Source organism: Nitratireductor pacificus pht-3B (genome assembly GCF_000300335.1).
GTDB classification, from domain to species: domain Bacteria; phylum Pseudomonadota; class Alphaproteobacteria; order Rhizobiales; family Rhizobiaceae; genus Nitratireductor; species Nitratireductor pacificus.
In genome coordinates this window covers 52,388-66,201 of sequence record NZ_AMRM01000008.1, presented here as the reverse complement: position 1 = coordinate 66,201, position 13,814 = coordinate 52,388, and the positions used below count along the sequence as shown (strand labels likewise).

The 13,814-nt window shown below is 67.7% G+C and carries 15 protein-coding genes; 9 read left to right on the top strand and 6 right to left on the bottom strand.

The window, feature by feature from the left end:
- Nucleotides 1-127: 127 nt before the first annotated feature.
- From NA2_RS08845 to NA2_RS08820, 6 genes are all read left to right on the top strand, one after another.
- Nucleotides 128-1,717 (top strand): peptide chain release factor 3, encoded by a 1,590-nt coding sequence (locus tag NA2_RS08845; RefSeq protein ID WP_008596288.1) that lies wholly within the window; start codon nucleotides 128-130, stop codon nucleotides 1,715-1,717.
- Between the two features lie 182 nt (nucleotides 1,718-1,899).
- On the top strand, nucleotides 1,900-2,559 hold the full coding sequence (locus NA2_RS08840) for a peroxiredoxin (RefSeq protein ID WP_008596286.1): 660 nt from the start codon (nucleotides 1,900-1,902) through the stop codon (nucleotides 2,557-2,559).
- Nucleotides 2,560-2,696: 137 nt separating this feature from the next.
- Complete coding sequence (locus tag NA2_RS08835; RefSeq protein WP_008596285.1) at nucleotides 2,697-3,047, top strand: MliC family protein; 351 nt, start codon at nucleotides 2,697-2,699, stop codon at nucleotides 3,045-3,047.
- A gap of 60 nt (nucleotides 3,048-3,107) precedes the next feature.
- Complete coding sequence (locus tag NA2_RS08830) at nucleotides 3,108-3,461, top strand: ArsR/SmtB family transcription factor (RefSeq protein ID WP_008596284.1); 354 nt, start codon at nucleotides 3,108-3,110, stop codon at nucleotides 3,459-3,461.
- Nucleotides 3,462-3,503: 42 nt separating this feature from the next.
- Complete coding sequence (locus NA2_RS08825) at nucleotides 3,504-4,070, top strand: SRPBCC family protein (protein ID WP_008596282.1); 567 nt, start codon at nucleotides 3,504-3,506, stop codon at nucleotides 4,068-4,070.
- The gene (locus tag NA2_RS08820; RefSeq protein WP_008596280.1) at nucleotides 4,063-4,554 is read left to right on the top strand and encodes an SRPBCC family protein; all 492 of its coding nucleotides are present in this window, start codon (nucleotides 4,063-4,065) and stop codon (nucleotides 4,552-4,554) included. Before NA2_RS08825 ends, NA2_RS08820 begins: the two co-directional genes overlap by 8 nt.
- 23 nt (nucleotides 4,555-4,577) lie before the next feature.
- Here the strand turns inward: NA2_RS08820 and NA2_RS08815 are convergent, their stop codons facing one another.
- The 5 genes from NA2_RS08815 to ubiE form a co-directional block, all read right to left on the bottom strand.
- Nucleotides 4,578-5,495 carry a pirin family protein gene (locus tag NA2_RS08815; RefSeq protein ID WP_008596279.1) on the bottom strand — a complete coding sequence of 306 codons (918 nt, stop codon included), beginning with the start codon at nucleotides 5,493-5,495 and terminating at the stop codon, nucleotides 4,578-4,580.
- Between the two features lie 168 nt (nucleotides 5,496-5,663).
- On the bottom strand, nucleotides 5,664-6,194 hold the full coding sequence (locus NA2_RS08810; RefSeq protein WP_008596278.1) for a GNAT family N-acetyltransferase: 531 nt from the start codon (nucleotides 6,192-6,194) through the stop codon (nucleotides 5,664-5,666).
- Entirely contained in the window at nucleotides 6,191-7,435 is a 1,245-nt protein-coding gene (gene coaBC / locus NA2_RS08805; RefSeq protein ID WP_008596276.1) for a bifunctional phosphopantothenoylcysteine decarboxylase/phosphopantothenate--cysteine ligase CoaBC, read from the bottom strand. The genes NA2_RS08810 and coaBC overlap by 4 nt, the downstream gene beginning before the upstream one ends.
- A gap of 130 nt (nucleotides 7,436-7,565) precedes the next feature.
- On the bottom strand, nucleotides 7,566-9,140 hold the full coding sequence (gene ubiB, locus NA2_RS08800; RefSeq protein ID WP_008596274.1) for a 2-polyprenylphenol 6-hydroxylase: 1,575 nt from the start codon (nucleotides 9,138-9,140) through the stop codon (nucleotides 7,566-7,568).
- Between the two features lie 10 nt (nucleotides 9,141-9,150).
- Nucleotides 9,151-9,927: a bifunctional demethylmenaquinone methyltransferase/2-methoxy-6-polyprenyl-1,4-benzoquinol methylase UbiE gene (gene ubiE / locus NA2_RS08795; RefSeq protein ID WP_008596273.1), complete on the bottom strand. Its 777-nt coding sequence runs from the start codon at nucleotides 9,925-9,927 to the stop codon at nucleotides 9,151-9,153.
- 108 nt (nucleotides 9,928-10,035) lie between these two features.
- On the opposite strand from ubiE, the gene NA2_RS08790 reads away from it, so the two are divergent.
- The 3 genes from NA2_RS08790 to NA2_RS08780 all read left to right on the top strand — a co-directional run bounded on the left by NA2_RS08790 (nucleotide 10,036) and on the right by NA2_RS08780 (nucleotide 12,387).
- Nucleotides 10,036-11,022: an adenosine deaminase gene (locus tag NA2_RS08790; RefSeq protein WP_008596272.1), complete on the top strand. Its 987-nt coding sequence runs from the start codon at nucleotides 10,036-10,038 to the stop codon at nucleotides 11,020-11,022.
- Nucleotides 11,023-11,087: 65 nt separating this feature from the next.
- On the top strand, nucleotides 11,088-11,717 hold the full coding sequence (gene upp, locus NA2_RS08785) for a uracil phosphoribosyltransferase (protein WP_008596270.1): 630 nt from the start codon (nucleotides 11,088-11,090) through the stop codon (nucleotides 11,715-11,717).
- A 97-nt stretch (nucleotides 11,718-11,814) separates the two neighbouring features.
- On the top strand, nucleotides 11,815-12,387 hold the full coding sequence (locus NA2_RS08780; RefSeq protein WP_008596269.1) for a TIGR02281 family clan AA aspartic protease: 573 nt from the start codon (nucleotides 11,815-11,817) through the stop codon (nucleotides 12,385-12,387).
- Between the two features lie 100 nt (nucleotides 12,388-12,487).
- On the opposite strand, the gene deoA is transcribed toward NA2_RS08780, so the two are convergent.
- On the bottom strand, nucleotides 12,488-13,807 hold the full coding sequence (gene deoA / locus NA2_RS08775) for a thymidine phosphorylase (RefSeq protein ID WP_040677352.1): 1,320 nt from the start codon (nucleotides 13,805-13,807) through the stop codon (nucleotides 12,488-12,490).
- Nucleotides 13,808-13,814 lie beyond the last annotated feature (7 nt).

Here is a 13,814-nt window from a genome sequence, read left to right as displayed (position 1 = left end):
AACCGCCAGCGTGGCAAAGGGGTCATCTCTTCACCGCTATCTGGCCGCGCCGCGCGGTCCACTTTCCGTTCGACAGCGGAGCGGGCAATTGTTAAAAGCGCCCGGCCTCAAACACATTCAAGCTGAGATGACCGACAAAATCTCCGATGCGGTGGCGCGCCGCCGCACCTTCGCCATCATTTCGCATCCCGACGCGGGCAAGACGACGCTGACCGAAAAGCTGCTGCTGTTCGGCGGCGCGATCCAGCTCGCCGGCGAGGTGAAGGCGAAGAAGAACCGCGTGCAGACCCGCTCGGACTGGATGAATATCGAGCGCGAGCGCGGCATCTCGGTGGTCACCTCGGTCATGACCTTCGAATATGGCGACCATGTCTTCAACCTGCTCGACACGCCGGGCCACGAGGACTTCGCCGACGACACCTACCGCACGCTGACCGCCGTCGACAGCGCCATCATGGTCATCGACGCGGCGAAGGGCATCGAGCCGCGCACGCTGAAGCTGTTCGAGGTCTGCCGGCTGCGCGACATCCCGATCGTCACCTTCGTCAACAAGCTCGACCGCGAGAGCCGCGATCCCTTCGAGATTCTCGACGAGATCGAGCAGAAGCTGGCGCTGGACACCGCGCCCGTCACCTGGCCCATCGGCCGCGGGAAGAGCTTCGCCGGCACCTATCATCTGGCCAACAGCACGATGCGCCGCTCAGACGACGACGTGGAGCCCATCGCCGTGGACGGCCCGGAAGACGCCAGGGTCGCCGGCCTGCTGCCGGAGAACGAACGCGAGGCGCTGCTCGAGGAGATGATGCTGGCGAGCGAGGCCTGCCGGCCGTTCGACATGCAGGCGTTTCGCGAGGGGCATCTGACGCCGGTCTATTTCGGCTCGGCGCTGAGGAATTTCGGCGTGCGCGACCTGATCGAGGCGCTCGGCGCCATCGGGCCGGCGCCGCGCGCCCAGGATGCGGATTCGCGCCGCGTCGAGGCGACGGAGGACAAGATGACCTCCTTCGTCTTCAAGATCCAGGCCAACATGGACCCCAACCACCGCGACCGCATCGCCTTCGTGCGCGTGTGCTCGGGCCGGCTGAAGCGCGGCATGAAAGCCAAGCTGGTGCGCACCGGCAAGCCGATCAGCCTGTCGGCGCCGCAGTTCTTCTTCGCCAAGAACCGCATCACCGCCGACGAGGCCTTCGCCGGCGACGTGGTGGGCATCCCCAATCACGGCACGCTCAGGATCGGCGACACGCTGACCGAGGGCGAGGAGCTCCTGTTCCGCGGCGTGCCGAACTTCGCGCCGGAGATCCTGCGCCGCGTGCGGCTCGGCGACGCCATGAAGGCGAAGAAGCTGCGCGAGGCGCTGCAGCAGATGGCCGAGGAGGGCGTCGTCCAGCTCTTCCTGCCGGAGGACGGATCACCGGCCATCGTCGGCGTCGTCGGGGCGCTGCAGCTCGACGTGCTGAAGGAACGGCTGAAGATCGAATATGCGCTGCCCGTCGATTTCGAGATGGCGCGCTTCTCCGTCTGCCGCTGGATCGCGTCGGAGGAGAAGGGCGAGGTGGACCGCTTCATCGCCGCCCATCGCGGCGACATCGCCCGCGATCTCGACGACGACCCGGTGTTCCTGGCGCCGCATGAATTCGGCCTCAACTACGAGGCGGACCGCTGGAAGGCGGTCACCTTCACCGCCGTCAAGGACTACCAGACGCGCAAGGCCGCCTGAGCGGAACCGCCCGCCGCGCGCGCCGAGGAAGGATATTCCCTTCAGGAGCGCGCTTTGGGAATGAGATTCCAGGCGGATGCGTCGATTTAACCCTAGATCAGGCTCCACGGCCCGTGCTTACCTCACTATCCTGTGCGGTCAGGCACGGTCATCCGCGTTTTGTCTTACCAGAGGAGAGAACGATGAGTCTGCGTATCAACGATACGGCGCCCGATTTCAGCGCCGAGACCACTCAAGGCACGATCAGCTTCCATGACTGGATCGGCGACGGCTGGGCCGTCCTGTTCAGCCACCCCAAGGATTTCACCCCGGTCTGCACGACCGAACTCGGCACCATGGCCGGGCTTGAGGGCGAGTTCACCAAACGCAACACCAAGATCATCGGCATTTCCGTCGATCCGGTCGAGGACCATGTGCGCTGGAAGGACGACATCAGGAAGGCCACCGGCCACGGCGTCGATTACCCGATGATCGGCGACAAGGATCTCAAGGTCGCCAAACTCTACGACATGCTGCCGGCCGACGCCGGCAACTCGTCCGAGGGCCGGACGCCAGCCGACAACCAGACGGTGCGCTCGGTCTATGTCGTCGGGCCCGACAAGAAGATCAAGCTGGTGCTGACCTACCCGATGACGACGGGGCGCAATTTCGCGGAGATCCTGCGCGCCATCGATTCGATCCAGCTTACCGCCAAGCACCAGGTGGCGACACCGGCGAACTGGCAGCAGGGCGAGGACGTCATCATCACGGCGGCCGTGTCGAACGAGGACGCCGTAAAACGCTTCGGCTCCTTCGAGACGATCCTGCCCTATCTGCGCAAGACCAAGCAGCCTTCGTCCTGACGCCCGGCAGAAGGCGATGAACGCAGCCCCGCGGCACGCCGCGGGGTCATGCGGCAGGTGCGCATCGGCATAGCCTTGAAACGGCCACCTTGCGGGGTTCGGTTGCCGTTTTGACGCCGTTTCAGGAACCCGTTGCCATGCGCCGATTCTTCTCCATCCTTTCCATTGCCCTGGTTGCCGCAACCGGCGCCCGCGCCGCCATGCTGGAAATCGACCTGCCCTTCGCGGACGCGGTCGAGACCAAGGCCGCGTCCTATACCTGCCCGCACCAGAGCTTCGACGTGACCTATTACAACGCCGGGGAGAACGCGCTTGCTGTGCTGGCCTTCGAGGACCGCAGCGTGGTGATGGTCAACGTGCTCTCCGCCTCGGGCGCGAAATATGCCGGCGGCACGCTCGTCTGGTGGACCAAGGGCGATCGGGGCGACCTCTACGATGTCTCCCAGGGAGACGACGCCGATCCGGTCTCCTGCACCGTCCGGGAGTGACCGCCGCCCATATTAAACCAATCGGTTGACATTTTTCGCCCGACCCTATAATTCAACCATATGGTTGAATTTCAATCCCCGCATCTCGACGCCGTGTTTCATGCCCTGTCCGATCCGACACGGCGCTCCATGCTGCACCGGCTGACCGATGGCGAACAGAGCGTCTCGCAGCTCGCCGAGCCGTTCGACATGTCGCTGGCGGGCGCATCCAAGCACGTCAGGGTGCTGGAAACCGCCGGGCTGGTGCGCCGCCGCGTCGCCGGCCGGACCCACTACTGCCGCCTGGAGGCGCAGCACCTGGCGGAGGCGCAGGCCTGGTTGCGCCGCTATGAGCGTTACTGGGCCGGGCGGCTCGATGCGCTGGAAGCGCTGCTGGTGGCGGAGGACCGGCAGAAACGCGACGGCAAAGGGTAACCCGCAGGACCTTGTGGCGATCGAACCGTCTGGGAGGAACAGATGAACACAAGCGATCGAGACGACTACGGCGTTGTCGCAGCGCCCGACACGGTGCGCTTCGAGCGCCTTCTGCCCGGTTCCGCCGAACGGCTCTGGGCCTATCTGACCGAGGCCGGCAAGCGCCGGCAGTGGCTCGCGGGCGGAGAGATGGAACCGAGGCTTGGCGGCCGGGCGGAACTGTTCTTCCGCCATTCCGACTTCACCGACGAGCCGGTGCCGGAGCGCTTCAGGGACATTGCCGACGGTTTTCACGCCCACGGCCGCATCACCGCGTTCGATCCGCCGCGCGTGCTCGGGATGACCTGGCCCGGCGACGGGGTGGACAGCGAAGTGGTCTTCGAGCTGTTCCCCGAAGGCAAGAACGTGCTGCTGGTGATCACCCACAGGCGGCTTGCCGGCCGCGCCGAGATGGCCAATGTCTCGGGCGGCTGGCACGCGCATCTGGACGTGCTCGCCGCACTGCTCGAAGGCGCGGAAACGCCGCCCTTCTGGAGCCGGATCGAACGCCTCGAAGCCGACTATTCGCAGCGCTACGGCAGGGATTCCGGAGGAACGACCGGTGAATGATCATCCGGTCATCCGCGCCGCGCCGCCGGAGCTTTCGCGGCGTCCCCATCGCCTTGCGGTTTCGCGGGTCATGAGAGCGCCGCCGGAGGCGCTCTATCGCGCCTGGACGGAACAGCTCGACCGCTGGTTCGCCGCGCCGGGCTCGGTCGTGATGCAGGCGCGGGTCGGCATGCCGTTCTTCTTCGAGACCGTGATCGACATGGAGGAGGGAAAGCCCGCGACGCGATATCCGCATTATGGCCGGTTCCTGCGGCTCAGTCCCGGCCGCCTCGTCGAACTCACCTGGGTGACCGGTGCGGAGGGCACGGGCGGTGCGGAAACGGTCGTCACGGTCGAGCTGACGCCGCGCGGCAAGGGCACGCATCTCAGCCTCACGCATGCGGGCTTCGCCGACGAGGCCGCCGCCGGAAACCATCAGCGCGCCTGGCCGCTGGTGCTCGAACAGCTCGACCGCGTGATCGGAAACGGTTCCGCGATCGATTGAACAGCGCCCTGCGGTATTGCGGCTTATGTCGTGGCGCGCTCGCGGATGAACGTCCCGGCGTTCAGCTCCGAGAAGGCCTGCATCAGCTCCTCGCGCGTGTTCATCACGATCGGCCCGTGCCAGGCGACCGGCTCCTGGATCGGCCTGCCGGAAACCAGCAGGAAGCGTATACCCCGCTCGCCGGCCTGCACGACCACCTCGTCGCCCGTGTCGAACACCACCAGCGTGCGGTCGCCGGAGAGGTCGCGCAGGTGGATCTCCTGCCCGTCCAGCTCCTTCTCCAGCAGGACGCCGAACGGTTTCGAGGCGTCGCGGAACGTGCCCGATCCCTCGAAGATATAGGCGAAGGCGCTGCGATAGGTGTCGACGGGCAGCACCTTGCGCTTGCCGGGCGGCACCCAGATGTCGAGATATTGCGGATCGGCGGCGATGCCGTCGACCGGGCCGCGCTTGCCCCAGAATTCGCCCATCACGACGCGCACGCGGGTGCCGTCGTCATCGACGATCTCGGGGATCTCCCCCGACTTGATGTCCTGGTAGCGCGGCGGCGTCATCTTCTGGCTCGCCGGCAGGTTGGCCCAGAGCTGGAAGCCGTGCATGCGGCCCTTCTGGTCGCCCTGCGGCATTTCCTGATGCAGGATGCCGCTGCCCGCGGTCATCCACTGCACGTCGCCGGCGCCGAGCGATCCGGCATTGCCGAGACTGTCCGCGTGATCGACCGAGCCGGCCAGCACATAGGTGATCGTCTCTATGCCGCGATGCGGATGCCACGGAAAGCCGGCCCGGTAGTCTTCCGGCCGGTCGTTGCGGAAGTCGTCGAACAGCAGGAACGGATCGGCGAGCTTCGGATCGCCGAAGCCGAACGCACGGTCGAGCCGTACGCCGGCGCCTTCCAGCGTCGGCTGCGCCTGGGAGATCTGCTTTACGGGTCGTATGGACATGGGAACCTCCATCGGTTGCTTGCGGCAAACATAGGCCTTCCCCTGCCCCGGCGCATCGGCACCGGCGGTGACGCGGTGTTCACTATTTTGAAACAACCGGCAGGAACTGGAGTGGCAGGCGTCCATCCGGACACTCCCTCTCCCCGTTCCTACACAATTCCACGAAGGTCAGGCGCCATCGCCATAGGCGTAGACCGTGGTCGGCCGATCCTTGTAGTGGGTCTGCGCCCGCTCGCGGAAGCCGAGGCGTGTGGCGAGCTTCTGCGACGGCGTGTTCTCCTCGTTGATGATGCAGGTGACGGCCCGGCCGGGATGCGCCTCGCCGCACCAGGCGAGCACGGCCTCCATCGCCTCGCGGGCGTAGCCCTTGCCATGTGCCTGCGGCGCCAGAATCCAGCCCGCCTCCATCGTTCCTTCGAGCGAGGGCGTGATGGCGCGGCGGCACTCCTGCACGCCGGCGCTGCCGACGAACGCGCCGCTGGCCTTCTCCTCGATGGCGAAATAGCCGAAGCCCATCAGGCTCCACATGCCCCGGTGGCCGACGAGACGGCGCCAGGCGTCCTCGCGGCTCAGCGGCTGGCCGGAGGTGAAGCGCGCGACCTCGGGATGGGTCCACATCTCGGCGAAGGCGTCGAGGTCCTCGATGCGGTGGGCGCGCAGCACCAGCCGCTCGGTTTCCAGCACGGGCGTCAGGGTCATCGGGCGGTTTTCTTTTCCAGCGTTTCGGCGATCAGCGCGGCAAGCCGCGACGCCACCTCGTCCTTGCTCATCTCGGGCCAGGCCTCGTGCCCGTCCCGGCCGACGATGACGACGCGGTTGCGCGCGCCGCCCATCACGCCGCCGGGGCCGACGCCGCTGTCATGCGAGACGTCGTTGGCGACGATCATGTCGGCACCCTTGCGGTCGAGCTTGGCGCGGGCGTTGTCGAGCAGGTCCTGCGTTTCCGCGGCGAAGCCGACCACCAGCGCCGGCCGCTTCCCGTGGTGCCCGACGCCGGCGAGGATGTCCGGGTTCTCGGTAAGCTGCAGGGCGGGTGCCGCCTCGCCCTTCTTCTTCTTGATCTTCTCGCCGGTTTCCGTTTCCGGCCGCCAGTCGGCGACGGCGGCGACGAAGATGCCCGCATCGGCGGGCAGCAACCCCTCGACGGCATCGCGCATCTGGCGGGCGCTCTCCACATGCGTGACGGAGACGCCTGCCGGATCGGCGATCGAGACCGGGCCGGAGACCAGATGGACTTCCGCGCCCAGCCGCGCCAGCGCGCCGGCCAGCGCGTGGCCCTGCCGGCCAGACGACCGGTTGGCGATATAGCGCACCGGGTCGATCGGCTCGTGGGTGGGGCCGGAGGTGACGATGATCCTGCGCCCGGCAAGCTGACCGGACCGCTTGCCCAGCATGGCCTCGATTGCCGCGACGATCTCCAGCGGTTCGGCCATGCGGCCGGGGCCGGCCTCCCCGCTCTCGGCCATCTCGCCGCTGTTCGGTCCGACGAAAGCGACACCATCGCCCTTCAGCGTCGCCAGATTGCGGCTTGTGGCGGGGTGCTGCCACATGCGCGGGTTCATCGCCGGGGCCATCAGCACCGGCTTGTCGGTCGCCAGAAGGACCGCGGAGGCCAGATCGTTGGCAAGGCCGCCGGCGAGCTTCGCCATCAGGTCGGCCGTTGCCGGCGCGACGACGATCAGGTCCGCCTCCCGCGACAGGCGGATATGGCCGACATCCTGCTCGTCCTGCCGGTCGAAGAGATCGGTGAAGACATGGTCCGCCGACAGCGCACCGACCGAAAGCGGCGTCACGAATTCCTGCGCGGCCTGGGTCATCACGCAGCGAACCGCGGCGCCGCGCTCGCGCAGGCGGCGGATCAGGTCGAGGCATTTATACGCCGCGATCCCGCCGCCGATGATCAGCAGGATGCGCTTTGTCCCAAGCGTTTCGTCAGGCATGGCACCAAGTTCTCTCACGCCGGTTTCGGGGCGGGTTCCGCACCGGTATGGACGAATTCGCCGTTCTTGAAAAGAAGCGCTGGCGCCGGGTGGCTTGGTCCAGGCCGGCGGCGGCGCCTCGCGACGCCCGTCAGGAGACCTGCCAGGCGATCACGGCGAGCAGAACCGCGATCGTCCACAGCGCGAGCCGGCCGCTGCGCGTATGGCGCGCCTCGGCGCGGCCGATAGCCTCGGCCGTCTCCGGGTCGAAGCGCAGGCCGCGCTCGGCCATGCCGTCGATCTCGCGCGACAGGCGCTCCGTCCGCGCCGCCAGCTCCGGCGCCTGGCGGACGAAGGCCGCAATGGCGGTGATGCCGTCGCGCGCGTCGTTCAGCATGCCGCGCGGGCCGAGATTGGCGGCGATCCAGTCGGACACCACCGGCTCGGCCGATTTCCACATGTTGAAATGCGGGTCGAGCGTGCGCGCGACGCCCTCGACCACGACCATGGTCTTCTGCAGCAGCAGAAGCTCCGGCCGCGTCTGCATGTCGAACAGCTCCGTCACCTCGAACAGCAGCGTCAGCAGGCGGGCCATGGAGATCGTCTCGGCCGACTGGCCGTGAATCGGTTCGCCGATGGCGCGCAGCGCCTGCGCGAAGGCCGCCACGTCATGGTGCGCGGGAACATAGCCGGCTTCGAAATGCACCTCGGCGACGCGCCGGAAATCCCGCGTGATGAACCCGTAGAGGATCTCCGCCAGGAAATGCCGTTCCTTCTTGCCGATGCGGCCCGTGATGCCGAAATCGACGGCGACGATGGTTCCGTCCGCCTCGACGAACAGATTGCCGGGATGCATGTCGGCATGGAAGAACCCGTCGCGCAGCGTGTGGCGCAGGAAGGACTGGATCAGCGTGCGGGCCAGCGCTTCCAGATCGTGCCCGGCTTCGCGCAGGGCCTCGACATTCGACATCTTCGTGCCGTCGACCCATTCGAGCGTCATCACGTCGCGCCCGGTGCGCTGCCAGTCCACCTCCGGCACGCGGAAGCCGGGATCGTCCCTGGTGTTCTCGTGCAGCTCGGAAATGGCGGCGGCCTCGAGCCTCAGATCCATCTCGATCTTGGTCACCTGCGCCAGCATCTCGGCGACCTTCACCGGTTTCAGCCGGCGCGCCGCGGGCATGAACCGCTCCTGCATCCGGGCGGCCAGGAAATAGCTTTCGAGGTCGTTGGCGAAACGCCGCCGGACGCCGGGGCGGATCACCTTCACCGCGACGTGCCGCGTCCCGTTCTCGTCGGCGATGCGCGCCTCGTGAACCTGGGCGATGGAGGCGGCCGCCACCGGGGCGCCGAATTCACTGTAGAGCGCCTCCACCGGCAGGCCCAGCGAACCCTCGATGGCCGCGCGCGCCTGCGCCTCGGGGAAGGTGTCCATGCGGTCCTGCAGGCTCGCCAGATCGCGCGCCAGGTCGTGCCCGACCACATCGGGCCGCGTCGCCAGGAACTGGCCGAGCTTGACGTAGGACGGGCCGAGCCGGTTGACCGCCTTGGCAAGGCGCTCGGGGCGCGCGCGGCGCGTCGAGCGGCGGCGCGACATCAGGGTCGCGATGCGCCAGCCGAAGCGCGGCATGCCTTCGAGCTGGTCGCCGGGAAGCGCGGCGACGACGCCCTCGCGGACGAGGATCCAGCCCGCGCGGACAAGGCGGAAATATGCGCCGATGGCACTCATGGTCGCGCCGTCAAATCTTCCAGCCCGAATGCAGCGCGGCGATGCCGCCCGAATAGTCGCGCCAGGTGGCGCGCGAGAAGCCGGCGCTCGTGATCATGGCGGCGAAATTCTCCTGGTTCGGAAACTTGCGGATCGATTCGACGAGATAGCGGTACGGCTCGTCGTCGCCGGTGACCGCCTTGCCGATGCGCGGAATGGCGTGGAACGACCATGCCTCGTAGACCTTGTCGAGCAGCGGCATGTCCACCTCGGAGAACTCCAGGCAGAGAAAGCGTCCGCCGGGCTTCAGCACGCGGAACGCCTCGCTCAGCGCCGTGTCGATGCGCGGCACGTTGCGGATGCCGAAGGCGATCGTATAGGCGTCGAAGGAATTATCCTCGAAGGGCAGTTCCTCGGCATTGGCCTCGACGAAGGTCAGCCGGTCGGCGATGCCGCGTTTCTCGCCGCGCGCCCGGCCCACCTCGAGCATCGAGCCGTTGATGTCGAGCACGGTCACGTCGGCATGGCCGCGCGAGGCGTCGACGATGCGGAAGGCGATGTCGCCGGTCCCGCCGGCCACGTCGAGCGCCCTGTAGCCGGGCCGCTTCGACGGCGCCAGCCAGGCCACCATGGCATCCTTCCAGAGCCGGTGCAGCCCTCCGGACATCAGGTCGTTCATCGTGTCGTAGCGTTCGGCGACCCGGTGGAAGACCGTGTTGACCAGATCCTGCTTCTCGCCCTCGCCGACCTGGCGGAAACCATAGGCGGTCTCCATGCCGCCCCCGGCGGTGGTACGCTGTTCCGACATTGCAAGCCTTTCAAAAACGCCGGGACCATAGCCCATCGGCAGCCGGGGCGCTATGATCAATCATGCGATGAAGAGCCGCGCCGGCGGCCGGTCGAGAACGGAGCCGCAATGGTCGCCAAAGCCGAACTGCACTGCCACATCGAGGGCGCGGCGTCACCCGATCTCGTGCTCGCGCAGGCACGCAGATATGGCGTCGATCCATCGTCCTTCATCAGGGACGGCGCCTATGTCTGGGGCGACTTCACCGGCTTCCTTGCCGCCTATGACGCAGCCGCCGGCCTGTTTCGCAGCGAGGAGGATTATGCGGCCCTCGCCGAGGACTATCTGACCGGCCTCGCCCGCGACGGCGCGGTCTATTCGGAGATCTTCATCTCGCCCGACCACGCGGTGAAGGCCGGCCTGTCGCCCGACGCCTACACGGATGCGCTCGGCGAGGGGATCGCCCGCGCGCGCGCCGCGACCGGCATCGAGGGGCGCATGATCGTCACCGGCATCCGCCATTTCGGCGCGTCCTCCGTGGAAGCGGCCGCGCGTTTCGCGGTCCGCTGCGGCCATCCGCTCGTGACGGGTTTCGGCATGGCGGGCGAGGAGCGGTTCGGCCATCCACGCGACTATGCGGCCGCCTTCGACCTCGCGCGCGAGGCCGGCCTCGGCATCACCGTCCATGCCGGAGAGCTCGCCGGCTGGGAAAGCGTCGCCGCGGCGCTCGACCATATCCGCCCGGCGCGCATCGGCCACGGCGTCCGCGCCATCGAGAATCCGGACCTGGTGCGGCGGCTCGCGGAGGAGGGCGTCGTGCTGGAGGTCTGCCCCGTCTCGAACGTGACGCTGAAGGTCTTCGCCGACCTCGCCAGCCATCCCCTGCCGCAACTGCTGGCGGCCGGATGCCGGGTGACGCTGAACTCCGACGACCCGCCGCACTTCCACACCTCGCTCGCCCATGAATACGCCGTCGCGGCAGAGGCATTCGGCCTCGACGACGATGCGCTCGCCGGGTTGACGCGAACGGCGCTCGAAGCAGCCTTCCTCGACGAGGCGACGCGGGCCATGCTGCTGCGCCGCCTGGGCGACAAAGCTGTGGCTCCCGAAGCCTGACGGTATGCCGCCCGGCGCCAAGGGGCTAAGATCGTCCATCAGAACGAGAAAGCAGGGAACAGCACATGCAGGGCGTCACCGTCGTCGATCATCCGCTTGTCCAGCACAAGCTGACCATCATGCGCGACAAGGAAACCTCGACCGCCGGGTTCCGCCGGCTGCTGCGCGAGATCTCCCTGCTGCTCTGCTACGAGGTCACGCGCGACCTGGAGCTGACGACCCGGAAGATCGAGACGCCGCTCGAGGTGATCGACGCGCCGACACTGGAGGGCAAGAAGCTGGTCTTCGCCTCCGTCCTGCGCGCCGGCAACGGCCTGCTCGACGGCATGCTCGACCTCGTGCCGGCCGCCCGCGTCGCCCATGTGGGCATGTACCGCGACCACGAGACGCTGCAGGCGGTCGAGTATTTCTTCAAGGCGCCCAGCGATCTCGCCAACCGGCTGGTGATCGTGGTCGACCCGATGCTGGCGACCGCCAATTCGGCCATCGCCGCGGTGGACAAGCTGAAGGAGCGCGGCGCCACCAATCTGCGCTTCCTCTGCCTGCTGGCAGCCCCGGAAGGCCTGGAGCGCTTCCGCGCCGCGCATCCGGACGTGCCGGTCTTCACGGCCTCGATCGACCGGAACCTCAACGAGAAGGGCTACATCGTCCCCGGCCTCGGCGATGCGGGCGACCGCATGTACGGCACGAAATAACCGCGGCTTAACCAAGCAGCGCGGTTCTCCGAAGGCGTTAGAGTTCTGCTGACCATATGCATCTAGGCTGACCCTGCTTACAGTCTGGATGGGGTCGATGTTTCGCAAACTGCTCATGCTGGGCGCCGTGGTCGGATCCGCCGCCGCCGTGCCGGCGCTCTATCAGAACAATCCGGATGTCTACCGGAGCTGGCTGCGCGAGACACTCGCCGAGAAGCCGGACGAGGCAAAGAGCGCGCCCCCGCGCCATGTGGCGGTCAACCGCCTGGAAATGAACGGCGAGACCTCGGTCCTGCTCGGCAAGAAGGTCAGCATCGCCGCCGACGGACGGGGCCATTACATGGGCCGCTTCAAGCTGAACGGCCGCGAGATCAGGGCGATGGTCGATACCGGCGCCACCTATATCGCCCTCAACAAATCGACGGCCCATCGCATCGGCGTCCGGCTCTCGGCGAGCGATTTCAAGTACAAGGTCAACACTGCCAACGGGCAGGCGAAGGCCGCTGCGGCCACAATCGAGACATTGCAGATCGGACGCATCTTCCTGGAGAATGTCGATGCGGTGGTGCTCGAGGACCAGGCACTGGACGGCGTGCTGATCGGGATGAGCTTCCTCAAGCGCCTTGCGCGCTATCAGGTCGAGAACGGCGAGCTCATCCTCGAACAATAGCGGTTGGCTGTCTGGGCTGCGGCTTCCGATCAAGAGCCTCGCCATGGCGCGTGGTGAACGGGATTGGCCGAGCGACGGGGCGTTCGCGTCGGATGCGCGGTTACGCGGCCCCGGCGATCCGCCGCAGTATCGCCTTTCCCGCGCGCGGCTTCTCGTCCGTCATCCGGTAGGCGGCGCGCACCGCCGCCACCGCCCGCTCCGCGTCGTCCGTGGTCCGGGCATGCACCATGGCCAGCGGTTCGCCGCGCCGGACTTCCGCGCCGACGGGCAGGCATCCGGTCAGGCCGACCGAATGGTCGATCGCATCCTCGGGCTTCGACCGGCCGCCGCCCAGCTCGATCACCCCCACGCCGAGCGCCCGCGTCTCGATGCGGCCGACGAAGCCGTCGCGCCCCGCAGTCGCCGGCACGACGATGGCCGCCGCTGGCAGGTATCGCTCCGGGTTCTCGACGAAATCGGCGGGACCGCCGAGCGCCCGCACCATCTTTCCGAAACGCTCCGCGGCAGCGCCGCCGGAAAGCGCTTCCCGCGCGCGCGCCAGTCCCTCCTTGGCCGTCGCGGCGATGCGTGCGGCCACGAGCATCTCCGCCGCCAGCGCCAGCGTCACGTCCTCCAGACGCCTGTCGCGTCCGGCCCCGGTGAGGAAGTCGACCGCGTTGCGCACCTCGACGGCGTTGCCGGCGGCGGAGGCCAGCGGCTCGTTCATGCCCGTCAGCAGCGCCGTCGCCGGCAGGCTGGCGGCGCCGGCCACCGTCACCAGGTTCTCCGCCAGCCTTCGCGCGTCGCGCGCCTCGGCCATGAAGGAGCCGTTGCCTGACTTCACGTCGAGCACCAGCGAGGAGAGGCCAGCGGCGAGTTTCTTCGAGAGGATCGACGCGGTGATGAGCGGGATCGATTCGACGGTGCCCGTCACGTCGCGCACCGCATAGAAGCGCTTGTCCGCGGGCGCGAGGTCCGCGGTCTGGCCGATGATGGCGCATCCCACGTCGCGAACGGTTCTCGCGAACAGCCGGTCGTCCGGCTGGCTCGTGTAGCCGGGGATGGAATCCATCTTGTCGAGCGTCCCGCCCGTATGGCCGAGGCCGCGTCCGGAAATCATCGGCACGAAGGCGCCGCAGGCGGCGACGATGGGCGCCAGCATCAGCGAGACATTGTCGCCCACCCCGCCCGTCGAATGCTTGTCGGTCACCGGGCCGGGCAGGCCGGACCAGTCCAGCACCTTGCCAGAATCGCGCATGGCCAAGGTCAGCGCGGCGCCTTCCTCCGCATTCATCCCGTTGAGGAAGATCGCCATGGCGAGCGCGGCCACCTGGCCTTCGCTCCACGTGCCATGGGTCAGGCCGGCCGCGAAATCGGCGATGTCGGCCTTCGACAGGACACCGCCATCGCGCTTGCTGCGGATGATCTCCTGCGGCAGCATCGCCCGC